The organism is Pseudomonas sp. PDM26 (genome assembly GCF_019219185.1).
Lineage (GTDB): Bacteria > Pseudomonadota > Gammaproteobacteria > Pseudomonadales > Pseudomonadaceae > Aquipseudomonas.
Map to the genome: position 1 here is coordinate 112,568 of NZ_JAHUWC010000018.1, position 23,675 is coordinate 136,242.

Annotated in this window: 25 protein-coding genes and 2 pseudogenes; 16 read left to right on the forward strand and 11 right to left on the reverse strand. The window is 61.0% G+C overall.

All coding sequences use genetic code 11. The features are described 5' to 3' along the window. Positions 1-24: 24 nt before the first annotated feature. From KW849_RS28185 to phnN, 10 genes and pseudogenes are all read left to right on the forward strand, one after another. Positions 25-780, forward strand: coding sequence for a heme ABC transporter permease (locus KW849_RS28185; RefSeq protein ID WP_218432741.1), 756 nt, complete (start codon positions 25-27; stop codon positions 778-780). Beyond that, the gene (ccmD, locus tag KW849_RS28190) at positions 777-953 is read left to right on the forward strand and encodes a heme exporter protein CcmD (protein ID WP_007939192.1); all 177 of its coding nucleotides are present in this window, start codon (positions 777-779) and stop codon (positions 951-953) included. The genes KW849_RS28185 and ccmD overlap by 4 nt, the downstream gene beginning before the upstream one ends. Beyond that, positions 950-1,405 carry a cytochrome c maturation protein CcmE gene (gene ccmE / locus KW849_RS28195; RefSeq protein WP_218432743.1) on the forward strand — a complete coding sequence of 152 codons (456 nt, stop codon included), beginning with the start codon at positions 950-952 and terminating at the stop codon, positions 1,403-1,405. Before ccmD ends, ccmE begins: the two co-directional genes overlap by 4 nt. 3 nt (positions 1,406-1,408) lie before the next feature. After that, on the forward strand, positions 1,409-3,397 hold the full coding sequence (locus KW849_RS28200) for a heme lyase CcmF/NrfE family subunit (protein ID WP_218432744.1): 1,989 nt from the start codon (positions 1,409-1,411) through the stop codon (positions 3,395-3,397). Continuing rightward, the gene (locus KW849_RS28205) at positions 3,394-3,930 is read left to right on the forward strand and encodes a DsbE family thiol:disulfide interchange protein (protein WP_218432745.1); all 537 of its coding nucleotides are present in this window, start codon (positions 3,394-3,396) and stop codon (positions 3,928-3,930) included. The genes KW849_RS28200 and KW849_RS28205 overlap by 4 nt, the downstream gene beginning before the upstream one ends. Next, entirely contained in the window at positions 3,927-4,400 is a 474-nt protein-coding gene (locus KW849_RS28210) for a cytochrome c-type biogenesis protein (protein ID WP_218432746.1), read from the forward strand. The genes KW849_RS28205 and KW849_RS28210 overlap by 4 nt, the downstream gene beginning before the upstream one ends. Further along, complete coding sequence (gene ccmI / locus KW849_RS28215) at positions 4,393-5,595, forward strand: c-type cytochrome biogenesis protein CcmI (RefSeq protein WP_218432747.1); 1,203 nt, start codon at positions 4,393-4,395, stop codon at positions 5,593-5,595. Before KW849_RS28210 ends, ccmI begins: the two co-directional genes overlap by 8 nt. 15 nt (positions 5,596-5,610) lie before the next feature. Beyond that, positions 5,611-6,018: a hypothetical protein gene (locus tag KW849_RS28220; protein WP_218432749.1), complete on the forward strand. Its 408-nt coding sequence runs from the start codon at positions 5,611-5,613 to the stop codon at positions 6,016-6,018. 400 nt (positions 6,019-6,418) lie between these two features. Beyond that, positions 6,419-6,786, forward strand: a pseudogene (locus tag KW849_RS28225) (alpha-D-ribose 1-methylphosphonate 5-triphosphate diphosphatase); the annotation flags it as partial. A 44-nt stretch (positions 6,787-6,830) separates the two neighbouring features. Beyond that, positions 6,831-7,397 carry a phosphonate metabolism protein/1,5-bisphosphokinase (PRPP-forming) PhnN gene (phnN, locus tag KW849_RS28230; RefSeq protein ID WP_218432751.1) on the forward strand — a complete coding sequence of 189 codons (567 nt, stop codon included), beginning with the start codon at positions 6,831-6,833 and terminating at the stop codon, positions 7,395-7,397. 99 nt (positions 7,398-7,496) lie between these two features. On the opposite strand, the gene KW849_RS28235 is transcribed toward phnN, so the two are convergent. Both KW849_RS28235 and KW849_RS28240 read right to left on the reverse strand, forming a co-directional pair. Next, complete coding sequence (locus KW849_RS28235) at positions 7,497-8,378, reverse strand: LysR family transcriptional regulator (protein WP_218432754.1); 882 nt, start codon at positions 8,376-8,378, stop codon at positions 7,497-7,499. A gap of 27 nt (positions 8,379-8,405) precedes the next feature. After that, positions 8,406-8,534 carry a hypothetical protein gene (locus tag KW849_RS28240; RefSeq protein ID WP_256357406.1) on the reverse strand — a complete coding sequence of 43 codons (129 nt, stop codon included), beginning with the start codon at positions 8,532-8,534 and terminating at the stop codon, positions 8,406-8,408. Positions 8,535-8,636: 102 nt separating this feature from the next. Between KW849_RS28240 and KW849_RS28245 the strand changes: the two are divergent. Both KW849_RS28245 and KW849_RS28250 read left to right on the forward strand, forming a co-directional pair. Beyond that, positions 8,637-8,846 (forward strand): annotated as a pseudogene (locus KW849_RS28245) (type II toxin-antitoxin system HicA family toxin); the annotation flags it as partial. 2 nt (positions 8,847-8,848) lie between these two features. After that, positions 8,849-9,253 carry a type II toxin-antitoxin system HicB family antitoxin gene (locus KW849_RS28250; protein ID WP_218432756.1) on the forward strand — a complete coding sequence of 135 codons (405 nt, stop codon included), beginning with the start codon at positions 8,849-8,851 and terminating at the stop codon, positions 9,251-9,253. A gap of 106 nt (positions 9,254-9,359) precedes the next feature. Here the strand turns inward: KW849_RS28250 and KW849_RS28255 are convergent, their stop codons facing one another. Beyond that, positions 9,360-10,565, reverse strand: coding sequence for an MFS transporter (locus tag KW849_RS28255; protein ID WP_218432757.1), 1,206 nt, complete (start codon positions 10,563-10,565; stop codon positions 9,360-9,362). A gap of 235 nt (positions 10,566-10,800) precedes the next feature. Here KW849_RS28255 and KW849_RS28260 point away from each other — a divergent pair, with 235 nt between their 5' ends. Next, the gene (locus tag KW849_RS28260; protein ID WP_218432758.1) at positions 10,801-11,430 is read left to right on the forward strand and encodes a hypothetical protein; all 630 of its coding nucleotides are present in this window, start codon (positions 10,801-10,803) and stop codon (positions 11,428-11,430) included. 63 nt (positions 11,431-11,493) lie between these two features. Here the strand turns inward: KW849_RS28260 and KW849_RS28265 are convergent, their stop codons facing one another. From KW849_RS28265 to gcl, 8 genes are all read right to left on the reverse strand, one after another. Next, the gene (locus KW849_RS28265) at positions 11,494-12,492 is read right to left on the reverse strand and encodes a sulfate ABC transporter substrate-binding protein (RefSeq protein ID WP_218432763.1); all 999 of its coding nucleotides are present in this window, start codon (positions 12,490-12,492) and stop codon (positions 11,494-11,496) included. 175 nt (positions 12,493-12,667) lie between these two features. Then, positions 12,668-13,492, reverse strand: a complete 825-nt coding sequence (locus KW849_RS28270; RefSeq protein ID WP_218432764.1) for an ion transporter — start codon at positions 13,490-13,492, stop codon at positions 12,668-12,670. A 21-nt stretch (positions 13,493-13,513) separates the two neighbouring features. Then, positions 13,514-14,428 carry an urea transporter gene (locus KW849_RS28275; RefSeq protein ID WP_218432765.1) on the reverse strand — a complete coding sequence of 305 codons (915 nt, stop codon included), beginning with the start codon at positions 14,426-14,428 and terminating at the stop codon, positions 13,514-13,516. A 189-nt stretch (positions 14,429-14,617) separates the two neighbouring features. After that, positions 14,618-16,033 (reverse strand): pyruvate kinase, encoded by a 1,416-nt coding sequence (pyk, locus tag KW849_RS28280; protein WP_218432767.1) that lies wholly within the window; start codon positions 16,031-16,033, stop codon positions 14,618-14,620. Then, positions 16,023-17,303, reverse strand: a complete 1,281-nt coding sequence (locus KW849_RS28285; protein ID WP_218432769.1) for a glycerate kinase — start codon at positions 17,301-17,303, stop codon at positions 16,023-16,025. The genes pyk and KW849_RS28285 overlap by 11 nt, the downstream gene beginning before the upstream one ends. Before the next feature lie 180 nt (positions 17,304-17,483). Continuing rightward, a complete protein-coding gene (locus KW849_RS28290) occupies positions 17,484-18,368 on the reverse strand; it encodes a 2-hydroxy-3-oxopropionate reductase (RefSeq protein ID WP_218432771.1) in 885 nt (294 codons plus the stop codon). Between the two features lie 123 nt (positions 18,369-18,491). After that, entirely contained in the window at positions 18,492-19,274 is a 783-nt protein-coding gene (gene hyi / locus KW849_RS28295) for a hydroxypyruvate isomerase (RefSeq protein WP_218432773.1), read from the reverse strand. 89 nt (positions 19,275-19,363) lie between these two features. Beyond that, entirely contained in the window at positions 19,364-21,139 is a 1,776-nt protein-coding gene (gene gcl / locus KW849_RS28300; protein ID WP_108218690.1) for a glyoxylate carboligase, read from the reverse strand. Between the two features lie 260 nt (positions 21,140-21,399). On the opposite strand from gcl, the gene KW849_RS28305 reads away from it, so the two are divergent. The 3 genes from KW849_RS28305 (at position 21,400) to kynA (ending at position 23,650) form a co-directional block, all read left to right on the forward strand. Next, on the forward strand, positions 21,400-21,840 hold the full coding sequence (locus tag KW849_RS28305; protein WP_007939170.1) for a heme-binding protein: 441 nt from the start codon (positions 21,400-21,402) through the stop codon (positions 21,838-21,840). Between the two features lie 293 nt (positions 21,841-22,133). Continuing rightward, positions 22,134-22,799, forward strand: a complete 666-nt coding sequence (gene kynB, locus KW849_RS28310) for an arylformamidase (protein WP_218432775.1) — start codon at positions 22,134-22,136, stop codon at positions 22,797-22,799. Then, positions 22,796-23,650: a tryptophan 2,3-dioxygenase gene (gene kynA, locus KW849_RS28315; RefSeq protein ID WP_218432777.1), complete on the forward strand. Its 855-nt coding sequence runs from the start codon at positions 22,796-22,798 to the stop codon at positions 23,648-23,650. Before kynB ends, kynA begins: the two co-directional genes overlap by 4 nt. Positions 23,651-23,675: the final 25 nt, after the last annotated feature.

A 23,675-nucleotide genomic window follows, 5' to 3' on the forward strand; every position in this document is an offset into this window, starting at 1 on the left:
GAGCAACCGTGACGGAAACAGAGTATGAACTGGACGTGGTTTCACAAGCTCGGCTCGCCCAAATGGTTTTACGGCATCAGCGGCAAACTGCTGCCCTGGCTGAGCATCGCGGCGTTGCTGCTGATCAGCGTTGGCGTGGTCTGGGGCCTGGCCTTCGCGCCGCCGGACTATCAGCAGGGCAACAGCTTTCGCATCATCTATATCCACGTCCCGGCCGCCATGCTGGCGCAGTCCATCTATGTGATGCTGGCCGTGTGCGGCATCGTCGGGCTGGTCTGGAAGATGAAACTGGCCGATGTCGCCCTGCAATGCGCGGCGCCCATTGGCGCCTGGATGACCGCGGTGGCGCTGGTCACCGGGGCGATCTGGGGCAAGCCGACCTGGGGCTCGTGGTGGGTCTGGGATGCACGCCTTACGTCCATGTTGATTCTGCTGTTCCTGTACTTCGGTCTCATTGCGCTGGGCAACGCAATCAGCAATCGTGACAGCGCGGCCAAGGCCTGCGCGGTGCTGGCGATCGTCGGCGTGATCAACATCCCGATCATCAAGTACTCGGTGGAGTGGTGGAACACCCTGCACCAGGGCGCGACCTTCACCCTCACCGAAAAACCGGCGATGCCCGCCGAGATGTGGCTGCCATTGCTGCTGACGGCGCTGGGTTTCTACTGTTTCTTCGGCGCGGTCCTGCTGCTGCGCATGCGTCTTGAAGTGCTCAAGCGCGAAGCCCGGACCAGTTGGGTCAAAGTCGAAGTGGAAAACAGCCTGGAGGTCGCTCGATGAGTTTTGCTTCATTCGGCGACTTTCTCGCCATGGGTCATCATGGCCTGTATGTCTGGTCAGCCTATGGCATCTGCCTGGCGGTATTGGCCCTCAACGTGGCGGCGCCGATCCTGGCCCGCAAGCGGTATCTGCAACAAGAGGCGCGTCGTCTGCGCCGGGAGAACGGCCAGTGAATCCGCTGCGCAAAAAGCGTCTTGTCATCATTCTCGCGATCCTGGTCGGGGTCGGCGCTGCCGTCGGCCTGGCCCTGAGCGCCCTGCAGCAGAACATCAATCTGTTCTACACACCGACCCAGATCGCCAACGGCGAAGCCCCGCAGGACACGCGCATTCGTGCCGGCGGCATGGTCGAGAAGGGCTCGCTGGAGCGTTCCAGTGATTCCCTGGACGTGAAGTTCGTCGTCACCGACTTCAACAAGTCGGTCACCATCACTTATCGCGGCATCCTGCCGGACCTGTTCCGCGAAGGACAGGGCATCGTCGCCCTGGGCAAGCTCAATGCCGATGGCGTGGTGGTGGCCGATGAAGTACTGGCCAAACACGATGAGAAGTACATGCCGCCGGAAGTGACCAAGGCGTTGAAAGACAGCGGTCAATCGGCTCCAACGCCCGCGAAGGAGGGTTGATCCATGACATCCGGCATCTTTATTCCCGAGCTTGGCCACCTGGCGATGATCCTGGCCCTGTGCTTCGCCCTGGCCCAGGCGGTGGTGCCATTGTTCGGTGCCTGGCGCGGTGACCGCCTGTGGATGAGCCTGGCCCAGCCGGCGGCGTGGGGGCAATTCACCTTTCTGCTGTTTGCCTTCGGTTGCCTGACCTACGCCTTCATGGCGGACGATTTCTCCGTGGCCTATGTGGCTAACAACTCCAACAGCGCGTTGCCGTGGTACTACAAGTTCAGCGCCGTGTGGGGTGCCCACGAAGGTTCCCTGTTGTTGTGGGCCTTGATTCTCGGCGGCTGGACCTTCGCGGTGTCGGTGTTTTCCCGGCAGTTGCCGCAGGTCATGCTGGCCCGCGTGCTGGCGGTGATGGGCATGATCAGCACCGGTTTCCTGCTGTTTCTGATCATGACCTCCAACCCGTTCAAGCGAATCCTGCCGCAAATGCCCACCGATGGTGCCGACCTCAACCCGCTGCTGCAAGACATCGGCCTGATCGTTCACCCGCCGATGCTGTACATGGGCTACGTCGGTTTCTCGGTGGCCTTCGCCTTCGCCATCGCCGCGCTGATGGGCGGTCGCCTGGATGCTGCATGGGCACGCTGGTCGCGTCCGTGGACCATCGTTGCCTGGGCGTTCCTCGGTATCGGCATCACCCTCGGTTCGTGGTGGGCGTACTACGAACTCGGCTGGGGCGGCTGGTGGTTCTGGGACCCGGTGGAAAACGCCTCGTTCATGCCATGGCTGGTGGGCACTGCGCTGATTCACTCGCTGGCGGTCACGGAAAAACGTGGCGTGTTCAAGAGCTGGACCGTGTTGCTGGCCATCGCCGCATTCTCCTTGAGCCTGCTCGGAACCTTCCTCGTGCGTTCCGGCGTGCTGACCTCGGTGCACGCCTTTGCGTCCGATCCGGAGCGCGGGGTGTTCATCCTGATTTTCCTGCTGTTCGTGGTCGGTGGTTCGCTGACCCTGTTCGCCCTGCGCGCGCCGGTGGTCAAGAGCCAGGTCGGCTTCAACCTCTGGTCCCGGGAAACCCTGCTGCTGGGCAACAACCTGGTGCTGGTGGTGGCGGCGTCGATGATCCTGCTCGGCACCCTATACCCGCTGATTCTGGACGCCATGACCGGCGCCAAGCTGTCGGTCGGCCCGCCGTACTTCAACGCGCTGTTCATTCCGTTGATGGCGTTGCTGATGGTGGTGATGGCGGTCGGCGTGATCGTGCGCTGGAAAGACACCCCGGTGAAATGGCTGGTGAGCATGCTGACTCCGATTTTGCTGGGCAGTGCCGCTTTGGCCGTGGTGGCCGGCGTCGCGTACGGCGATTTCAACTGGGCAGTGCTCGCGACCTTCATGCTCGCGGCCTGGGTGTTGCTGGCCGGTGTGCGTGACATCATCGACAAGACTCGCCACAAGGGCCTGATCAAGGGCCTGCCGACCCTGACCCGCAGTTACTGGGGCATGCAGGTCGCGCACCTGGGCATTGCCGTGTGTGCGCTGGGTGTCGTGCTGTCGAGTCAGAACAGTGCCGAGCGTGACCTGCGCCTGGCGCCGGGCGAGTCCATGGACCTGGCCGGCTACCACTTCATCTTCGAGGGCGCCAAGCACTTCGAAGGCCCGAACTTCACCTCCGACAAGGGCACCGTGCGGGTGATCCGCAACGGCAAGGAAATCAGCGTGCTGCACCCGGAAAAACGCCTCTATACCGTGCAGAACTCGGTGATGACCGAAGCGGGCATCGACGCCGGTTTCACCCGCGACCTCTACGTCGCCCTCGGTGAACCCTTGGGTAACGGCGCCTGGGCTGTGCGCGTGCACGTCAAACCGTTCGTGCGCTGGATCTGGTTCGGTGGTTTGCTGACAGGCGCAGGCGGATTGCTGGCGGCGCTGGATCGGCGATATCGGGTCAAGGTCAAAAGCCGCGTGCGCGAAGCACTGGGCATGTCGGGAGCCACTGCATGAAGCGTTGGTTGATGTTGTTGCCACTGGCGATTTTTCTGGTGGTCGCTGTATTCCTTTACCGTGGGTTGTACCTGGATCCGGCCGAGCTGCCTTCGGCCATGATCAACAAGCCGTTCCCGGAGTTTTCCCTGCCGACAGTGCAGGGCGACAAGTCCCTGACCCGCGCTGATATTCTCGGCAAGCCGGCGCTGGTCAACGTCTGGGGCACCTGGTGCATTTCCTGCCGGGTCGAGCACCCGGTGTTGAACAAGCTGGCCCAGCAAGGCGTGGTGATCTACGGCATCAACTACAAGGACACCAACGCCGATGCCTTGAAGTGGCTGACGGATTTCCACAACCCGTATGTACTGGACATTCGTGACGACGAAGGCTCGCTGGGTCTGAACCTCGGCGTGTACGGCGCACCGGAAACCTTCTTCATCGACGCGAAGGGCATCATCCGCGACAAGTTCGTCGGTGTGATCGACGAACAGGTCTGGCGTGAAAAACTGGCGGTCAAATACCAGGCGCTGGTCGACGAGGCCAAGCCATGAAGCGCTGGATCGCTGCCGCTGTTCTGAGTTTGAGCCTGACGGGCGTGGCCCACGCGGCCATCGACACCTACGAGTTCGCCAAGGAAGGTGATCGCGAGCGTTTTCGCGAGTTGACCAAGGAGCTGCGTTGCCCCAAGTGCCAGAATCAGGACATCGCCGATTCCAACGCACCGATTGCCGCCGACCTGCGTAAAGAGATTTTCCGCATGCTCGGCGAGGGCAAGGACAACCAGCAGATCATCGACTTCATGGTTGATCGCTACGGTGATTTCGTCCGCTACAAACCTGCGCTGAACGCCAAGACCGCCTTGCTCTGGTTCGGCCCCGCCGGTCTGTTGCTGGGCGGTGTCGTGATCATCGCGGTGATCGTCCGCCGTCGTCGCGTGCAACGCGCCGGCACCCCGGGCTCGCTGTCTGCCGAGGAGCGTTCGCGCCTCGACCACCTGTTGGATAAAACCAAGAATGATTGATTTCTGGCTCGCTGCAGGTCTGCTGCTTCTGGTGGCCCTGAGTTTTCTGTTGATCCCGGTGCTGCGCAGCCGTCGCGCCCAGCGTGAAGAGGATCGTACCGCCCTGAACGTCGCGCTTTATCAGGAGCGCGTGGCTGAGTTGCAGACTCAGCAGGAAGAGGGCGTGCTCGATGCGGCGCAAATGGACGCCGGTCGCGCCGAAGCGGCCCGTGAGTTGCTGGCGGACACCGAAGGCGTCGAAGCGCCGCCGGTGTCGCGTCTGGGCAAACCCTTGCCATTGCTGGCGGCCGTTCTGGTACCGGTGCTGGGCTTGGGGCTGTACCTGCATTATGGCGCCAGCGACAAGGTTGAGCTGACCCGAGAGTTCGCGCTGGCACCGCAATCGATGGAAGAGATGACCAAACGCCTGGAGCGCACGGTTGCCGCTCAACCGGATTCCGCCGAAGGCACGTACTTCCTCGGTCGTACCTACATGGCTCAGGATCGCCCGGCGGACGCGGCGAAGATGTTCGAGCGCACGGTGAACCTGGCCGGTCGTCAGCCGGAGCTGCTCGGCCAATGGGCCCAGGCCCAGTACTTCGCCGATGGCAAGAAGTGGTCGGACAAGGTCCAGGCCCTGACCGACGAAGCGCTCAAGGCTGATCCGAAGGAAGTCACCAGCCTCGGCCTGCTCGGCATCGCTGCGTTTGAAGGCGAGCGTTATCAGGAGGCTATCGACTATTGGAATCGCCTGCTGGCGCAACTGCCGGCGGAAGACAGATCCCGCGAGGCGTTGCAGGGCGGGATCAACCGGGCCACGGAGAAACTGGTGGCCAGTGGCGGCAAGGTTGCGCAGGCACCGGCGGCCAAGGCCGCGGCGTTGCTCAAGGTCAGTGTCGATCTGGCAGCGGACCTCAAATCCAAGGTCCAGCCTGGCGACAGCGTGTTCATCTTCGCCCGTGCGATCTCCGGTCCTCCGGCCCCGCTGGCGGTCAAGCGCATGACCGTGGCCGACCTGCCGGTGACCGTCGAACTGGGCGATGCCGACGCAATGATGCCGCAATTGAAACTGTCGAACTTCCCTGAAGTCCAACTGGTTGCGCGCATTTCCCGTGCCGGCAAACCCACTGCCGGCGAATGGATCGGTCGCAGCCAGCCCCTGGCCAGCAGCACCACCGCGCCGCAAACACTGACCATCGACAGCCCGGACAAATAACAGGAAAACGCAATCATGACCGCATTCGCTCGTATCACCCTGCTCAGCGTCGTTATGGGGTTAAGCGCTTGTGCGGTCCAGCCACCAACGGAACAACAGGCACCACCACCGTTCCCGCCGTCGCAGCCCAGCCCTACGCCATCGACTTCACCTGTACCGAGCAAGCCGAGCATCCCGGCCAAACCCTCCAAGCCGTTGCCACGTACTTCTGCGAGCTTCGCGCCACCACCCGGGGGCAACAGCCATTGGGATCCGAAGCTTGGGGTGTATGTGCTCGATGACCAGCCCAATACTTTTTATCGCCAGCGTACCTATTACCGTTGGGATAACGGCTGGAGCCGGTCGATCAGTCCGAAGGGGCCGTGGGAGGAGACTGACGTTCACGGTGTGCCGGGTGGCCTGGGGCGGCAATTCGGGCAGTAACGCACCAAGGCGACTTTCGGGTCGCCTTTTTTGTGCCTGCTGAATAATTCAGTTCAACCTCAATCCCTGTAGGAGCTGGCTTGTCAGCCGACCTGATTTCGCGGATGTATCACTGCGTAGGAGCTGCCGAAGGCTGCGATCTTTTGATCTTGTTTGTCAGTAATAGAGCCAAAAGATCGCAGCCTCGTTGCACTCGACAACGCCTACCGGGAAATGCGTACGCATGAAGAACCAGGCCGGTAGGCCGCCTCGGGCGCTGTTGTGGTCGCCCCCTCATTCTCTGAGCCTCTGCGTCAACCCGAAGCTAGCTTCACCGGTGCCTCTATCAGTGTTGATCCCCGGCGTATTAAAGCCTGCAGGCAAGCCACCTTCCCACAGCCTCCGACGCCGAACTGACCCGAGCCGAGCCGAGCACCGCCTGCACCTGCGTCGCGAGCTGTGCCATCCGGACATTTTCAGCGTGTCCCGCGATCTGGTGGAGAACCCGCTGGTGCGGTTGGTGTCGGTGATGGACCACTCGCCGGGCCGGCGCCAGTTCGTCCTCGAATCCAAGTACCGTGAGTACTACATGAGCAAGTACCACCTGACCACGACGCAGATGGACGAATTCATCACGCTGCGGCATGACCATCGCCGAGTTCCCGACCACCGTCGAGGCGTGGTTACCGGGAGCACGGCATGAATGTGTTGATGGGCACACCGAACATCGTGCGCGGCGAGTCACACTCGGGTAACGTGGCCGCCGCAGATCAGACCGCATCGGGTCTGCCGAAGGTCCAGCAAGTATGGCGACAAGCAACGAGGGTGTTTTGATGTCAGGCAGGTTGATCTATCTCATCGGGCCTTCAGGTTCGGGCAAGGACAGCCTGCTGGATGCTGCACGAACGCGGTTGGCCGAACGCGGCTGCCGAATTGTGCGGCGGGTCATCACTCGCTCGGCCGAAGCCGTGGGCGAGGCGGCGCTGGGTGTCAGTGCGCAGCAATTCGCCGATATGGAAGCTCAAGGGGCATTTGCCTTGAGCTGGCACGCCAACGGGTTGTCCTATGGCATCCCGCGGGAAATCGACGATTGGCTGGCCGCCGGGCAGGACGTACTGGTCAATGGCTCTCGGGGGCATTTGCAGAACACGCGCTCGCGCTATCCGAACGTGTTGGTGCTGTTGTTGACTGTGGATCAAGCAGTACTGCGCCATCGCTTGCTGGAGCGTGGGCGAGAATCGCTGATCGAGATCAATCAGCGGTTGGCACGCAATGCCCGGTTCAGCGAGCAACTGCTGGCGCAAGACCCGACCGTGCACCTGCTCGACAACTCCGGACAACTTGAGCAAACGGTCGAACGTTTGCTGGCCTGCTTTGACGAGCAGCCCCCATGTGTCTGACATTGTCGGGAACGCACGACGATGATTTACCTGTGTACGCGCTTAATGTAGGAGCTGGCGCAGCCTGCGATCTTTTGATCTTGATTGAGGGGCTGAAACTTACTTCATCAACAACCCCTGCACATATTCCACAAACGCCCGAGCCTTGGCGCTGGCCATTCTCCCCGTGGGGAACACCGCCCACAGATCCAGGTTCGGCAATGCCCAGTCCTTCATCACTTCCCGGACCGAACCGTCGGCCAGTTCCGGCGCGAACATCCATTGCGAGGCCATGGTCAGGCCTTGATGAGCCAGCACGGCTTCACGCAGGCCTTCGGCGGCGTTGACGCGGATCCGGCCGCTGATGTTCACCGACTGCTCCTCGCTGGCCTTGTCGAACCGCCAATTGGCGCCGCCGCCAAGGCTGTAGACGATTGCCTGATGCTTGCACAGGTCGTCGGGGCAGGTGGGCTCGCCGTGTTTTGCGAAGTACGCCGGCGTGCCCAGCACCATGCGCCGGCATTCGGCGATTTTGCGGGCGGTCAGGGCAGAGTCGCTCAGCTCACCCATGCGCAGGGCGACATCGACGCCTTCTTCCACCAGATTGACGTTGCGATCGTCGAGCATCAGGTCGATGTTCAGCTCCGGGTTTTGCTCCAGGAAGGGACCCAGGTGCGGAACGATGTGCAGCCGGCCGAAGGTGACCGCCGCGCAGATGCGCAGGTTGCCGGTCAGCCCGCTGGCCGCACCGCGCGCGGCGTTATCAGCCTCGTCGGCTTCTTCGATGGTGCGCTTGGCCCGTTCGAAAAAGGCCAGCCCGGCCTCGGTGGGCGTCAGGCCCCGGGTCGAGCGCAGCAACAGCCGCACGGCCAGCCGTGATTCGAGTTGCGCGATGGTTTTCGACACGGCCGGCTGGCCGATGTTCAGGCGTCGGGCGGCAGCGGAAAACGAGCCGGTTTCCACCACGTAGACGAAGGTTTCCATTGCGGCGAGGCGGTCCATCGGAAGTCCTTGTAGAGATCAATTGTGTCAGTGCGAACCGCGAATTGTATCCAGCATCGCCTCAGGCTCGGGACGCTGAGTGTAATCCGGGTTGACCTCGGCGTAACGGATCACACCCTCTCGGCCGATCACATAACGCCCCGGCATGGGCAGCATCACACTCCGTAAAACAACCGAGCGTCGTACTGCGAGATTTTGTGCTTGAGTAAAGATAACTCTAGGGTTACTTTTAATTGGGCCGGAGCAAGGAAGCTGGTGGTGCAGAGCAGGCTATTGATCAAGGAATTGATGGAGGCAGGTTGGACTTTGGACAGGGTCACTGGCAGTCATCACATCTTCACTCACCGATACAACCCATACACGATCCCCGTCCCCCATCCGAAAAAGGATTTGCCGGTCGGGACGGTCAAGAGCATCAGGAGGCGCGCCGGGCTGTACTACCCGCCAGCCAGTTGCGCAGGAGATCCATCATGCAATATCCAATCTGTATCGAATGGGGCGATGAGCACACCGCTATCGGTATCCAGATCCCCGATATTCCGGGCGCGGTAACCGCCGGGGATACCTTTGAGGATGCCTATAACGCTGCTGTCGAAATTGCCCACATCATGCTGCAAGAGATCGCGGCAGACGGCGATACGATTCCGATGCCGACTTCGGCAGCGGTGCATCGTGGTAATCCGGAGTTCGCCGACATGGGCTGGGGAATGCTGGAGCTGGATATTTCGCCGTATATGGGCAAGACCGAGAAGGTCAATGTCACGCTGCCCGGCTATGTGATCCAGCGCATTGACCGCTATGTGCGCGAGCACAACGTCAAAAGCCGCTCCTCCTTTCTGGCGGATGCGGCGATGGAGAAGCTGGTGCGGCAATAAATCCGGGCCGCTTTCATTCGCGAGCAGGCTTGCTCCTACAAGGTTAGCGAATAACCTGTAGGAGCGGGCTTGCTCCGGGCGGCGATCCGACGAAGCTTTTAGCGATCTATGCCGTCACCAGCGAAGCCTTCTGCGAAACACTCAAAAACCGCAACAACGCCAGCAACGGAAATGCGCTGCCGACGATCACGATCCACAACCAGCCGCCCTGTTCGTACACCACGCTGGCCACCGAAGAGCCAAAGGCGCCGCCGATGAAGATGCTGGTCATGTACAGCGCATTCAGGCGGCTGCGGCTTTTGCCGTCGAGGGCGTACACCGCACGCTGGCCGAGGACCATGTTCATCTGCACGCAGAAGTCGAGCACCACGCCGGTCACCGCCAGGCCGATGACGCTCCAGGCCGGATGGATAAACGCCGGCAGAAAACTCAGGCTGGCGAACAGCAGGGCGAGCAATGAAGCGATGCGGGTGTGACCGGCATCGGCCAGACGTCCGGCGATGGGGGCGGCAATGGCGCCGATGGCGCCCACCAGCGCGAAAATCGCGATCTCGCTTTGCGACAAACCATGGTTGCGCGCCAGTTCCAACGGCACGGCGGTCCAGAACAGGCTGAAGGTTGCAAACATGCACCCCTGGTAAAACGCACGCTGGCGCAGCACCGGTTGTTTGCGCAGCAGCGTCCACAGCGAGCCCAGTAACTGGCCGTAGGAAGCACTGTGATCAGGTTCACGCTTGGGAATGGTCACTGCCAGCACGATGCTGATGGCTGCCATCAATACGGCGGCAATCACAAACATCGCCCGCCAGCCGAAGTGGTCGGCCACCACGCTGGACACCGGCCGGGCCAGCAGAATGCCGAGCAACAAACCGCCCATGATCCCGCCCACCACACGGCCACGGGTTTCTTCCGGCGCCAGGTGCGCGGCCAGCGGAATCAGGATCTGCACCGAAACCGAACTGAACCCCACCAACAGCGAAATCAGCAAAAACACATTCGGCTGATCGGTGAACGCCGCCCCCAGCAGGCTGCCGATTGCCACCAGCGTGGTGATGATCATCAACCGGCGGTTCTCCAGTAAATCCCCCAGCGGCACCAGGAAAAACAGCCCCAGCGCATAGCCGATCTGAGTCAGGGAAACGATCAGGCTGGCCATGGTGTTGGTCAGGCCGATGTCCGGCGCGATCAGGCCGATGATCGGCTGCGCGTAGTAGATGTTGGCGACAATGGCGCCGCAGCAGAAGGCGAACAGCAGCACCATCCCTGGGGTCATTGTCGCGGTGCCGTGGGACACCTGAGTCGCTGGGTTCATAACGGGTCTCGCTGTACGGAAAGGAATGCGCGCAGGCTAATGGGCTGACTGAAACGGCGGAAGTGGGATTGGAGTGATAGCAATCATTCCATTGCGGAATGACTGACGGACGCGTGTGTCGCCCGTCGAAGAGCCTTGCGTCAGAACTATGGAGGTGAATGATACATTCACTTATATCTTGCTCGATAGCGTGCTTATGTTCTCTCTTACCGTCTTGCCACCGGAGGGCCGTCCCATGAATGTGAAGTTTCGTCAGCTGATTCTCCGCGCTTGTGTCGCTACCTTGATCAGCGTATTCAGCGTTGGCCTGGTCCAGGCAGAGGATGCGCCGGGCACGCGCATCGGGGTGCGCGGCGAGATCACCGGCGTCAGTCCGGACGTTCTGAAAGTCCACGCCAACAGCGGCGACAACGTGGTGATCAATTTGACCAAGGACACCAAGGTCCGCGCCGTGACCTTGGCCAACATCGAAGACATCAAGCCCGGCAGTTACATCGGCTCTGCGGCCATTCCTCAGGAGGATGGAACCCTCAAGGCCCTTGAAGTTCATGTTTTCCCGCCGGAGCTGGCCGGCAGTGGCGACGGTCATCGGCCCTTCGATCTGGTCAAGGGCAGCAGCATGACCAACGGCAGCGTCGGCGACCTGGTGGTGAGCAACGGTCGGGTGCTGACCGTCAATTACAAGGGCGGCCAACAGAAGATCCTGGTGCCGGAGGACGTACCCATCGTCAACCTGGTGCCGGCCGATCGCAGCCTGTTGAAGGTGGGCGTGAAGATCGTGACCTTTGTCACGCAGGGCGCCGACGGCACGCTCACTGCTCAATCCATCTCGGCGGGCAAGGATGGCGTGACGCCGCCGATGTAGCGGGAAGTCGCAGAACCTGTGGGAGCAAGCCTGCTCCCACAGGGGGTGCAGTGTTTCAGTCGATTACTGACCGCTGTAGATCTGGTCGAAAACCCCGCCATCGTTGAAGTGGGTCTTCTGCACGGTGCGCCAGTCGCCGAAGGTCTTCTCGACGGACAGGAAGTCCACTTTCGGGAAGCGGTCGGTGTACTTGGCCAGCACGGCCGGGTCACGCGGGCGCAGGTAGTTGGCGGCAGCGATTTCCTGACCTTGCGGCGACCACAGGTATTTCAGGTATTCCTCGGCGGCGGCGCGTGTGCCTTTCTTGTCGACGGTTTTATCCACCACCGACACCGGTGGCTCGGCTTCGGCAGAAACGCTTGGGTAGATGACTTCGAACTGATCGCGGCCGAACTCGCGGGCGATCATTTCCGCTTCGTTCTCGAAGGTCACCAGCACGTCGCCGATCTGGTTGGTCATGAAGGTGGTGGTCGCGGCACGGCCACCGGTGTCGAGTACCGGCGCTTGCTTGAACAGCTTGCCGACGAAGTCTTTGGCCTTGTTCTCGTCACCGCCGTTTTTCAGCACGTAGCCCCAGGCCGAGAGGTAGGTATAGCGACCGTTGCCGGAGGTTTTCGGGTTCGGGACGATGACCTGAACGCCGTCCTTGAGCAGGTCCGGCCAGTCTTTCAGGGCTTTCGGGTTGCCCTTGCGCACGATGAACACGGTGGCCGAAGTGAACGGCGCGCTGTTGTTGGGCAGGCGCGTGACCCAGTTGTCCGGGACCAGTTTGCCGTTGTCCGCCAGGGCGTTGATGTCGGTGGCCATGTTCATGGTGATCACGTCAGCCGGCAGGCCGTCGATGACCGAGCGCGCCTGTTTGCTGGAGCCACCGAAGGACATTTGCAAGATGATGTTTTCGTTGTGCTCGGCTTGCCAGTGTTTCTGGAACGCAGCGTTGTAGTCCTTGTAGAAGTCGCGCATCACGTCGTAGGAAACGTTGAGCAGGGTCGGTGCGGCCTGGGCGATGTTGCCCAGGGCCAGGCCCGCGGCCAGAAGAGAGGCGCCAAAGAGTTTTTTCACTGCGAATTCCCTGTTCTATGTAGGAGCTGCCGTAGGCTGCGATCTTTTGACTTTGATTTTCAAGATCAAAAGATCGCAGCCTGCGGCAGCTCCTACAGGTTATTTATTAGTTATCAACGATGTGTCGACTATAGCTGGGCTCGTTTAGTCCTTTAAAGATTAAAAAGCTCTTTGTTTATTCCAGTTTTTTGAACAGTGCATTGCCACAACGGGAACAGAACGAGGCGTCCTGTTCGTGGCTGTCTTTGGCACACACCGGGCAGTCGTGCTGCAACTGGCCTCCACGCATGGCCGTGGCCAGTTCGGCGGTGAAGATCCCCGTGGGCACGGCAATGATCGAATAACCGGTGATCATCACCATCGACGAAATGACCTGGCCCAGGGCGGTCCTGGGCACGATGTCGCCATAACCGACTGTGGTCAAGGTGACGATCGCCCAGTAGATGCCCTTGGGAATACTGGTGAAGCCACTTTGCGGACCTTCGACCACGTACATCAGGGTGCCGAACACTATCACCAGGGTGCAGACGCTGAGCAGGAACACGAGGATTTTCTGCTTGCTGCCGCGCAGTGCATCGAGCAGGTAATGGGCTTGTTTGAGATAAGGACCAAGCTTGAGCACGCGGAAGATCCGCAGCATCCGGATCACCCGGATGATCAGCAGGTACTGGGCATCGCTGTAGTACAGCGCGAGGATGCCGGGCACGATGGCCAGCAGGTCCACCAGACCATAGAAACTGAACGCGTAGCGCAGGGGCTTGGGCGAGCAGTACAGGCGCAGGATGTACTCGCCGAGGAAGATCACCGTGAAGCCCCACTCGATGTACGCAAGCACGCTGGCGTAGTTCTGGTGGACGTCATCGATGCTGTCCAGGATCACCACCACCAGGCTGGCGAGGATGATCAGCAGCAGGGTGGAGTCGAAGCGGCGCCCGGCGACGGTGTCGGTCTGGAAAATAATCACGTACAGGCGATTACGCCACGTGTCACTGCTGTTCATGCCCATCGCCCTGGCCGTAAATCAGCGCAGCCTAGGTTGATTCTCCCCGGGAGCGCAAGGCGCGCTTTCGACCCTGGCTTTGCCGAGCATTTGCACGACGCTGCGAATCAGCCAGCCGGCAAGAATGAACGGCGCGGTCAGCGTGGGCAGGCCGATGGCGGCAAACACCGGCGTCAGCAACAGCGCCAGGCCAATGCCAAGCAGCGGCAGCCACGGTTGGCGACCCTGCGAGCTGAAGGCGAGGGCGGCGAGTACGGCGTTATAGCCACCGAGGCCGAGCAGAGCGGAATAGAAATCGTGGTGCAACAGGCTCCAGCCCATGCCCGCGACAGACGCCAGCACGGCCCAGCAGAAGGCGCGGCGATCGGCGATCAGCAAACCGGCGGCAATCATCGCACCGGCCAGCGGATGACCGAGGAACATCACCTGGCCGAGGCCTTTGAGTGGCGCGACGAGCATGTTCAGCGTGCTGACTTCAATCAAGTGCGCCTCTGTCGAGGGCGTGGCGAAGCACAGCAGCAACCAGCCCAGCCCGACGAAGGGGGCGGTGTAGGCGGGCAGGCATTGGCTGAACCGGATGCGCTTGAGCCACTGCTGGGTGACCATCGCACTCAGGCCTCCGGCGGCCAGAATCAGTGGCGGCATCATCGCCGACCAGGGGAAGTACAGGCTCAGCAACAGACCGAGCAGAACGCCGTTGTAGCTGAACAACCCGGCCTGACGATCAGCCTTGGCATAGTTTCGGCGTTGCGCGGTGAACAGCCCGGCGACACCGCCGAGCAAAGCGCCGCCGAGCAAGGCGGGCGCCGTGAACAAGATGGCCAGGAGGCACAGCAGGCCGCACAGCGGATTACGCTGGAGAAAGATCTGGCTGAAGCCGTTGAGCAAGGCCTCGGCCCAGTCGGGGCAGTGGGTGTTGAAATGGTTGGCAGGCATTTTGAAATCTAGGGCAGTGGAAAATCAAAGGTGTTGCACAAACTCTGTGGCGAGGGAGCTTGCTCCCGCTGGGGCGCGAAGCGGCCCCGGATCCGGTGAATGCGGTTTCTCTGTGGATCCCGTCATGCCGAAAAGGCGACTGCTACGCAGTCGAGCGGGAGCAAGCTCCCTCGCCACAAATTGCGTTCGTTAGATCAATGTCTCGATACGCAAAGAGTTAGTCGACCCCGGCTGCCCAAACGGCACACCCGCAGTGATCAACAGCGTGTCGCCACGCTGCGCCATGCCCTGGGCCTGGGCAATTTCCAGTGCCGTGGAGCAGACTTCATCGACCTGGCGCAGGCGATCGTTGACCACCGAGTGCACACCCCACGCCACGCTCAGGCGACGGGCGGTTTGCAGATTCGGTGTCAGGTTGAGGATCGGCACCGTCGGCCGCTCCCGCGCCGCGCGCAGGCTCGACGCGCCGGACTCGCTGTAATTGACCAGCACCGCCACCGGTAGCACGTTGCTGATGCGGCGAATGGCGCAGCTGATCGCGTCGGAAACGGTCGCCTCGGCTTTCGGTCGGCTGACGTCGAGTTGGGTCTGATAGTCCGGACCGTTTTCCACCTGGCGGATGATCTTGCTCATCATCTGCACGGCTTCGAGCGGGTATTCACCGGACGCGGTTTCCGCCGACAGCATCACCGCGTCGGCACCTTCGGCCACCGCGTTGGCCACATCGGTTACCTCGGCGCGGGTTGGCGCCGGTGAGAAGCGCATCGACTCGAGCATCTGCGTCGCCACCACCACCGGTTTGCCGAGCTGGCGGCAGGTGCCGATGATGTTCTTCTGGATCTGCGGCACGCTTTCGGCCGGCACTTCCACGCCCAGGTCACCGCGGGCGACCATGATCGCATCGCTCAATTCGGCGATCTCGCGCAGTTGTTCGACCGCCGAGGGCTTCTCGATCTTGGCCATCAGGAACGCCTTGTCGCCGATCAGGGAGCGGGCTTCGCGGATGTCGTCGGGACGCTGCACGAACGAGAGCGCCACCCAGTCCACACCGAGCTCCAGACCGAAGGTCAAGTCGCGGCGATCCTTGGCGGTCAGCGGGCTCAGGTCGAGCACCGCTTGCGGTACGTTCACGCCTTTGCGGTCCGACAGTTCGCCGCCATTGAGTACGGTGGTGTCGATGGCGTCGACGTACTTGGTCACTACCCGCAGGCGCAACTTGCCGTCGTCCAGCAGCAGGTCCATGCCCGGCTCCAGGGCGGCAATGATTTCCGGGTGCGGCAGGTTGACCCGGCGCTCATCTCCCGGCGTGGCATCGAGGTCCAGGCGCAGGGCTTGGCCGCGTACCAGTTGCACCTTGCCGTCGGCGAACTTGCCGACCCGCAGTTTCGGGCCTTGCAGGTCCATCAGGATGCCCAATGGATAATTGAGCTGGCGTTCGACTTCACGGATCCACTGAAAACGCTGGGCGTGGTCGGCGTGATCGCCGTGGCTGAAGTTCAGGCGGAAGATGTTGACCCCGGCCAGCACCAGCTCACGGATGGCGTCGATGCCGTCGGTGGCCGGGCCGAGCGTGGCGAGGATTTTGACCTTTTTATCAGGCGTCATGTTTAGTGCTCTCAAGGATCAGAATGGCGCGGAAGTCGTTGACGTTGGTGCGGGTCGGCTCGGTGACGATCAGCGCGTCCAGCGCCTCGAAGTAGCCGTAGCCATTGTTGTTGTCCAACTCGTCGCTGGCGCTCAGGCCCTTTGCTGCTGCGCGGGCGTAGCTGTCCGGAGTCATGATCGCACCGGCGTTGTCTTCGGAGCCGTCGATGCCGTCGGTGTCGCCGGCCAGCGCGTAGACACCGGGCAGGCCCTTGAGGCTGTCGGTCAGGCTCAGCAGGAACTCGGCGTTGCGCCCGCCACGACCGTTGCCGCGCACGGTGACGGTGGTTTCGCCGCCGGAGAGAATCACGCAGGGCACCGCCAGCGGCTGACCGTGCAGGACGATCTGTCGTGCGATGCCGGCGTGGACTTTCGCCACCTCGCGGGATTCGCCTTCAAGGTCGCCAAGGATCAGCGGACTGAACCCGGCCTGACGGCATTTCACCGCCGCCGCTTCAAGGGATTGCTGCGGACGGGCGATCAACTGGAAATGACTGCGGGCCAGGCTCGGGTCACCGGGTTTGACGGTTTCCGATTCGGGGCTTAGCAGCCAGCTGCGCACCGACGCCGGAACCTCGATGGCGTAGCGTTTGAGGATCGCCAGCGCTTCGGCCGAGGTGCTCGGGTCGGCTACGGTAGGGCCGGAAGCGATGACCGTGGCGAGGTCGCCCGGTACATCGGAAATCGCGTAGGTGTAGACAGTGGCCGGCCAGCAGGCTTTGCCCAGGCGGCCGCCCTTGATCGCCGAGAGGTGCTTGCGCACGCAGTTCATCTCGCCGATGGTCGCCCCGGACTTGAGCAGGGCTTTGTTGATCGACTGCTTGTCGGCCAGGGTGATGCCTTCGGCCGGCAATGCCAGCAGGGCAGAGCCACCACCGGAGAGCAGGAAGATCACGCGGTCGTTTTCGCTGAGGTCGCTGACCAGTTCCAGCACGCGCTTGGCCACGGCCAGGCCAGCAGCGTCCGGTACAGGGTGTGCGGCTTCGACCACTTCGATTTTTTCGCAAGGGGCGCCGTGACCGTAGCGGGTCACCACCAGGCCGGAGACTTCACCCTGCCAGCAGCGCTCGACCACTTGGGCCATGGCAGCGGCGGCTTTGCCGGCACCGATGACGATCACCCGACCGCTGCGGTCGGCAGGCAAATGGGCTTCGAGGACTTGTTGCGGATGCGCCGCGTCGATGGCTGTGGCAAACAGCTCGCGCAGCAATTGTTGCGGATCGACCGACATGGCGGGCTCCCGGAATTCTTGTTATTGGGGGGGGACGCAACCTGCGGCAACTCTGGATCGGTTACCCATTTGGTTGGATGAACCGGATCCTGTAGGAGCTGCCGCAGGCTGCTATCTTGTTGCGGATAACGCGGTGTGCGTGTGGACGAAAGATCAAAAGATCGCAGCCTTCGGCAGCTCCTACCGAATCGAGAAGTTCGCCATGTGTTCCAGGCCCTTGATCAGCGCCGAGTGGTCCCAGTTGCTGCCACCGATGGCCGCACAGGTGCTGAACACTTGCTGGGTGTTGGCGGTGTTCGGCAGGTTGATGTTCAGCTCCCTGGCGCCTTGCAGGGCCAGGTTCAGGTCCTTCTGGTGCAGGCTGATGCGGAAGCCCGGATCGAAAGTGCCCTTGATCATGCGCTCGCCGTGCACTTCGAGGATCTTCGAGGACGCGAAACCGCCCATCAGTGCTTCACGCACCTTGGCCGGATCGGCACCGTTTTTCGAAGCGAACAGCAGGGCTTCAGCCACGGCCTGGATGTTCAGGGCCACGATGATCTGGTTGGCCACCTTGGCGGTCTGACCGTCGCCGTTGCCACCGACCAGGGTGATGTTCTTGCCCATGACCTGGAACAGCGGCAGTGCGCGTTCGAAGGCGTCGGCATCGCCGCCGACCATGATGCTCAGGGTCGCAGCCTTGGCGCCGACTTCACCGCCGGATACCGGGGCGTCGAGGTATTGCGCGCCGTTTTCGTTGATCCTGGCCGCGAAAGCCTTGGTGGCAGTCGGCGAGATCGAACTCATGTCGATCACCACTTTGCCTTTGCCAACACCGGCAGCGATGCCGTCGGCGCGGAACAGCACGTCATCGACCTGCGGGGTATCCGGCACCATGACGATGATGAATTCAGCTTCCTCGGCGACTTGCTTCGGGTTCGCCAGGGCAACGGCACCGCCGGCAATCAGGTCGGCAGGGGCGGCGTCGTGGTGCGCCGACAGGAACAGGCTGTGACCGGCTTTCTGCAGGTTCAATGCCATTGGGTGGCCCATGATGCCGGTGCCGATAAATCCGATTTTAGCCATGAGAAAATCCTCTTGTTTTTGTGCTTTCTGTAGGAGCGAGCTTGCTCGCGAAGGGGTGTCAATCGACACCGGTGTGGCTGACACACCATCGCGAGCAAGCTCGCTCTTACACAGGGTTCAGTGTTAGATCACGTTGTGGGTTTTCAACCAGCCCAAACCCGCTTCAGTGGTGGTCAGCGGCTTGTATTCGCAACCGACCCACCCCTGATAACCGATGCGGTCCAGGTGTTCGAACAGGAAGCGGTAGTTGATTTCACCGGTACCGGGTTCGTTGCGCCCCGGGTTGTCCGCGAGCTGCACATGATTGATCTCGCCCAGGTGCGATTGCAGGGTGCGGGCCAGATCGCCTTCCATGATTTGCATGTGATAGATGTCGTATTGCAGGAACAGGTTGGCGCTGCCGACCTGCTCGCGAATCGACAGGGCTTGCGCCGTGTTGTTCAGGTAGAAGCCTGGAATGTCACGGGTGTTGATCGCTTCCATCACCAGCTTGATACCCGCCGCTTGCAGCTTGTCGGCGGCGTACTTGAGGTTGGCGACGAAGGTCTTCTCCACCGTGGCATCGTCAAAGCCCTGCGGACGAATACCGGCCAGGCAATTGACCTGGGTGTTGCCCAGCACTTGCGCGTAAGCGATGGCCAGGTCGACACCGGCACGGAACTCTTCAACCCGGTCCGGCAGGCACGCGATACCGCGCTCGCCCTTGGCCCAGTCACCGGCCGGCAGGTTGAACAACACTTGGGTCAGGCCGTTGGCGTCCAGCTTGGCCTTGATTTCGGCGGAGCTGAAGTCGTACGGGAACAGGTATTCGACACCACTGAAGCCGGCCTTGGTGGCCGCTTCGAAACGGGCAAGAAAGTCCTGTTCGGTGAAGAGCATGGACAGGTTGGCTGCGAAACGCGGCATGGTGGTCTCCCGTTGAAAATTAATGATGATGGCTATCTGTAGGAGCTGCCGGAGGCTGCTCCTACACAGGGGCATCAAGCCATAGCGGATCAGTCGAGCAACGAAATCGCAGTCGGTGCGTCGTCGCCGACCAGCGCCAGGTCTTCGAACTCGTTAACGGCGTTGATCTCGGTACCCATGGAAATGTTGGTCACGCGCTCCAGGATGATCTCGACGATCACCGGAACCTTGAACTCTTCGATCAGCTCCTGGGCCTTGCGCAGGGCAGGCTGGATCTGGGCCGGTTCAAACACGCGCAGTGCCTTGCAGCCCAGGCCTTCGGCAACTGCGACGTGGTCCACGCCGTAGCCGTTGAGTTCCGGCGCGTTCAGGTTGTCGAAGGACAATTGCACGCAGTAGTCCATGTCGAAACCGCGCTGCGCCTGACGGATCAGACCCAGGTACGAGTTGTTCACCACAACATGAATGTACGGCAGCTTGAACTGCGCACCCACGGCCAGTTCTTCGATCATGAACTGGAAGTCATAGTCCCCCGACAGGGCTACGACTTTACGGTTCGGATCAGCCTTGACCACGCCCAGCGCGGCCGGAATGGTCCAGCCCAACGGGCCTGCCTGACCGCAGTTGATCCAGTGGCGCGGCTTGTAGACGTGCAGGAACTGCGCGCCGGCAATCTGCGACAGACCGATGGTGCTGACGTAGCAGGTGTCTTTGCCGAACACCTGGTTCATTTCTTCGTAAACGCGTTGCGGCTTGACCGGCACGTTGTCGAAGTGAGTCTTGCGTTGCAGGCTGGCTTTACGCTGCTGGCAGTCTTGCAGCCAGGCACTGCGGTTTTTCAGCTTGCCGGCGGCTTGCCATTCGCGAGCGACTTCGATGAACACGGTCAGCGCGGCAGCGGCGTCGGAAACGATGCCCAGGTCCGGGGTGAACACGCGACCGATCTGGGTCGGTTCGATATCGACGTGAATGAACTTGCGGCCTTCGGTGTACACGTCAACGGAACCGGTGTGGCGGTTGGCCCAACGGTTGCCTACGCCCAGAACCACGTCGGATTTGAGCATGGTCGCGTTGCCGTAGCGGTGCGAAGTCTGCAGACCCACCATGCCCACCATCAGTGGGTGATCGTCCGGGATGGTGCCCCAGCCCATCAGGGTCGGGATAACCGGAATACCGGTCAGCTCGGCGAACTCCACCAGCAGGTCGCTGGCATCGGCATTGATGATGCCACCACCGGCCACCAGTAATGGGCGCTCAGCTTGATCCAGCATCGCCAGTGCTTTTTCCACTTGAACACGGGTAGCGCTCGGCTTGGCCAGCGGCAGTGGCTGGTAAGCGTCGATGTCGAATTCGATTTCGGCCATCTGCACGTCGAACGGCAGGTCGATCAGCACCGGGCCTGGACGACCGGAGCGCATTTCATAGAAAGCTTTCTGGAACGCGTAAGGCACCTGGCCCGGTTCCATGACGGTGGTCGACCATTTGGTGACTGGCTTGACGATGGTGGTGATATCGACAGCCTGGAAGTCTTCCTTGTGCATACGGGCGCGTGGTGCCTGGCCTGTGATGCAGAGGATTGGAATCGAGTCGGCCGAGGCGCTGTAGAGCCCGGTGACCATGTCGGTACCGGCTGGGCCGGAAGTGCCGATGCACACGCCGATGTTGCCGGCCTTGGTGCGGGTGTAGCCCTCGGCCATGTGCGAGGCGCCTTCAACGTGGCGAGCGAGTACGTGATCGATGCCGCCGACCTTTTGCAGGGCGGAGTACAGCGGGTTGATGGCGGCACCCGGGATGCCAAAAGCGGTATCGACCCCTTCACGGCGCATCACCAGAACGGCGGCTTCGATTGCTCTCATTTTGCTCATGGTTTTGTGCCTCTTTACGTTTTGTAATTGTATACAAGTGGCTTTGCGCAGAGTGTATTCACGGCGGACGGCGCAGGTCAATCCATTTTCTCAAGCGGCCGTTTCATTCGTCGGAAGCCCGTTCTACTGTGGCTTTTCGTCGCATGTGGCGCCTTTCGATAATTATTGTATACAAAAAAATAACTCATTGTGTTCTATTTGTTGCATCGGGCTGCCGCGCAGCCCAACGACTTTCCGAAAAACAAAATGAGGACGGCACCATGAGCGCTTTAACCTTGAAAGTCGCAGTCAACCTGGCCGATCAGGCCATCACCGCGGGGCGGGCGATCTCTGCCGCGCCATTGACCGTTGCAGTACTGGATGCCGGCGGGCACCTGATTACGCTGCAACGGGAAGACGGCGCCAGCCTGCTGCGCCCGCAGATCGCCATCGGCAAGGCCTGGGGCGCGATTGCCCTGGGCAAGGGCTCACGCCTGCTGGCACAGGACGCCCAACAACGCCCGGCCTTCTTCGCTGCGCTGAATAGCTTGGGGCAGGGCAGCGTCGTCCCGGTGCCGGGCGGCGTATTGGTTCGGGATCAGGACGGGACTGTGTTGGGGGCGGTCGGTATCAGTGGAGATCTGTCTGATGTCGATGAGCAATGTGCGATCCGCGCGATCGAGGGGCAGGGGTTGAAGGCGGATGCGGGGGTGGCTGGTTGATCTTCGGCGTCTGATTTACCGCTTTCGCGGGCTTGCTCGCGAAAGCAATCTCCCAGACTCATCCAGCTAAAAGTCTGCGCCATTTCGCGTAGCCATTCGCGAACTACTTTCCTCCGCACTTTCGCCCCAGAACAGCTTTTTAGCTGCCTGCTTTTTCCGTTGAAATTTCCATCCGATAAATTCCGTTTTTTTAGAATTTTGTGCGAAACATTTGGGTGTTGCCGAATATTTTCGCAAGAATATTCACAGGTATCACTCGTATCATTCTCTCGGAACAAGCCGAGAGCTTTGCAATGAAAACAACACTATCGTGGTGGGATATCAGCCCGCCTTTGAGCACCGCTACACCTACCTGGCCGGGTGACACACCTTTTCAGGAAGAGCGCGTGTGGAGCTTCGGGCCCGAGTGTCCGGTGAATGTCGGGCGTATCACCCTGTCGCCTCACACGGGTGCCCATGTCGACGCGCCGCTGCATTACAGCGCTGATGGCGCGGCCATTGGCGATGTGTCACTCGATGTATATATGGGGCCTTGCCGTGTGCTGCATTGCCTGAACAGCGGCCGGCTGGTGCACCCCGAGCAGCTTGAAGGTCGCTTGCAAGAGCTGCCTGAACGGGTGCTGCTGCGCACCTGGCGACAAGCGCCGTTGAGCTCCTGGGATCCGGATTTCACCGCAGTCGCCAAAGAAACCGTCGACCTGCTGGCGGGCCTCGGTGTGCGCTTGATCGGTATCGATACGCCGTCGCTGGACCCTCAGCAATCCAAAACCATGGATTCGCACAATGCCGTAGCCCGACATGGCATGGCCATTCTCGAGGGCATCGTGCTCGATGACGTCCCGGAAGGGGACTATGAATTGATTGCGCTGCCACTGCGTTTTGCCCATCTGGACGCCAGTCCGGTCAGGGCAATTTTGCGTCCACTGAATAAACCGCAACTTGAGGAGCCGTCTCAATGAACCAATGCCCTTATTCACCTGCAAACCAGACGGATGAATGGCATAACGCCGAGCTGAATTTTTCCGATTCCATGAGTTACGGCGACTACCTGGATCTGGGGCGCATTCTCAGCGCACAGCACCCGTTATCTCCGGACCATAACGAAATGCTGTTCATCGTCCAGCATCAGACGTCAGAGCTGTGGATGAAACTGATGCTGCACGAGCTCAAAGCCGCCCGTGAACACATTCGACTGGGAGAGTTGCCACCCGCTTTCAAGATGCTGGCGCGGGTCTCGCGGATTTTTGATCAGCTGGTGCATGCCTGGACGGTGTTGGCCACCATGACACCCACCGAATACCACGCGATACGGCCCTTTCTGGGGCAGTCATCGGGCTTCCAGTCGTTCCAGTACCGCGAGATCGAATTCATTCTGGGCAACAAAAGCGCGACCCTGTTGCGCCCCCATGCGCATCGGCCGGAACTGTTGCAGTCGCTTGAAAAGGCGATCGCCACACCGTCGCTGTATGACGAGTCGATTCGCTTGATGGTCAGCGCAGGCTTGACCATCGACCCACAGCGTTTCGAGCGCGATCCGACCAGTCCGACGGCGCATGACGCGTCAGTCGAAGCCGCCTGGCGCGAGGTCTACACCGACCCTTCGCGGTATTGGGATCTCTATCAGCTGGCGGAGAAGCTCATCGACCTTGAGGATTCATTCCGTCAATGGCGCTTTCGGCATGTGACCACCGTTGAGCGGATCATTGGCTTTCAACCAGGGACCGGCGGCACAGAAGGTGTCGGTTATCTGCGCAAGATGCTCGATACCGTGCTGTTCCCGGAGTTGTGGCGAGTGCGTTCCACTCTCTGATTTGCCAAGAGTAATGTCTGAACGC

What these genes read in the sequence shown, in the direction of transcription:
- KW849_RS28210 (WP_218432746.1), top strand. Translation starts at nt 3,927, where the DNA reads ATGAAGCGCTGGATCGCTGCCGCTGTTCTGAGTTTGAGCCTGACGGGC.
- KW849_RS28270 (WP_218432764.1), bottom strand. Translation starts at nt 13,492, where the DNA reads ATGAACAGCAGTGACACGTGGCGTAATCGCCTGTACGTGATTATTTTC.
- KW849_RS28205 (WP_218432745.1), top strand. Translation starts at nt 3,394, where the DNA reads ATGAAGCGTTGGTTGATGTTGTTGCCACTGGCGATTTTTCTGGTGGTC.
- KW849_RS28275 (WP_218432765.1), bottom strand. Translation starts at nt 14,428, where the DNA reads ATGCCTGCCAACCATTTCAACACCCACTGCCCCGACTGGGCCGAGGCC.
- phnN (WP_218432751.1), top strand. Translation starts at nt 6,831, where the DNA reads ATGTCAGGCAGGTTGATCTATCTCATCGGGCCTTCAGGTTCGGGCAAG.
- kynB (WP_218432775.1), top strand. Translation starts at nt 22,134, where the DNA reads ATGAAAACAACACTATCGTGGTGGGATATCAGCCCGCCTTTGAGCACC.
- KW849_RS28235 (WP_218432754.1), bottom strand. Translation starts at nt 8,378, where the DNA reads ATGGACCGCCTCGCCGCAATGGAAACCTTCGTCTACGTGGTGGAAACC.
- KW849_RS28255 (WP_218432757.1), bottom strand. Translation starts at nt 10,565, where the DNA reads ATGAACCCAGCGACTCAGGTGTCCCACGGCACCGCGACAATGACCCCA.
- KW849_RS28285 (WP_218432769.1), bottom strand. Translation starts at nt 17,303, where the DNA reads ATGTCGGTCGATCCGCAACAATTGCTGCGCGAGCTGTTTGCCACAGCC.
- pyk (WP_218432767.1), bottom strand. Translation starts at nt 16,033, where the DNA reads ATGACGCCTGATAAAAAGGTCAAAATCCTCGCCACGCTCGGCCCGGCC.
- hyi (WP_218432773.1), bottom strand. Translation starts at nt 19,274, where the DNA reads ATGCCGCGTTTCGCAGCCAACCTGTCCATGCTCTTCACCGAACAGGAC.
- KW849_RS28200 (WP_218432744.1), top strand. Translation starts at nt 1,409, where the DNA reads ATGACATCCGGCATCTTTATTCCCGAGCTTGGCCACCTGGCGATGATC.
- KW849_RS28290 (WP_218432771.1), bottom strand. Translation starts at nt 18,368, where the DNA reads ATGGCTAAAATCGGATTTATCGGCACCGGCATCATGGGCCACCCAATG.
- KW849_RS28305 (WP_007939170.1), top strand. Translation starts at nt 21,400, where the DNA reads ATGAGCGCTTTAACCTTGAAAGTCGCAGTCAACCTGGCCGATCAGGCC.
- KW849_RS28250 (WP_218432756.1), top strand. Translation starts at nt 8,849, where the DNA reads ATGCAATATCCAATCTGTATCGAATGGGGCGATGAGCACACCGCTATC.
- ccmD (WP_007939192.1), top strand. Translation starts at nt 777, where the DNA reads ATGAGTTTTGCTTCATTCGGCGACTTTCTCGCCATGGGTCATCATGGC.
- kynA (WP_218432777.1), top strand. Translation starts at nt 22,796, where the DNA reads ATGAACCAATGCCCTTATTCACCTGCAAACCAGACGGATGAATGGCAT.
- KW849_RS28240 (WP_256357406.1), bottom strand. Translation starts at nt 8,534, where the DNA reads ATGCTGCCCATGCCGGGGCGTTATGTGATCGGCCGAGAGGGTGTGATC.
- gcl (WP_108218690.1), bottom strand. Translation starts at nt 21,139, where the DNA reads ATGAGCAAAATGAGAGCAATCGAAGCCGCCGTTCTGGTGATGCGCCGT.
- KW849_RS28220 (WP_218432749.1), top strand. Translation starts at nt 5,611, where the DNA reads ATGACCGCATTCGCTCGTATCACCCTGCTCAGCGTCGTTATGGGGTTA.
- ccmI (WP_218432747.1), top strand. Translation starts at nt 4,393, where the DNA reads ATGATTGATTTCTGGCTCGCTGCAGGTCTGCTGCTTCTGGTGGCCCTG.
- KW849_RS28185 (WP_218432741.1), top strand. Translation starts at nt 25, where the DNA reads ATGAACTGGACGTGGTTTCACAAGCTCGGCTCGCCCAAATGGTTTTAC.
- KW849_RS28260 (WP_218432758.1), top strand. Translation starts at nt 10,801, where the DNA reads ATGAATGTGAAGTTTCGTCAGCTGATTCTCCGCGCTTGTGTCGCTACC.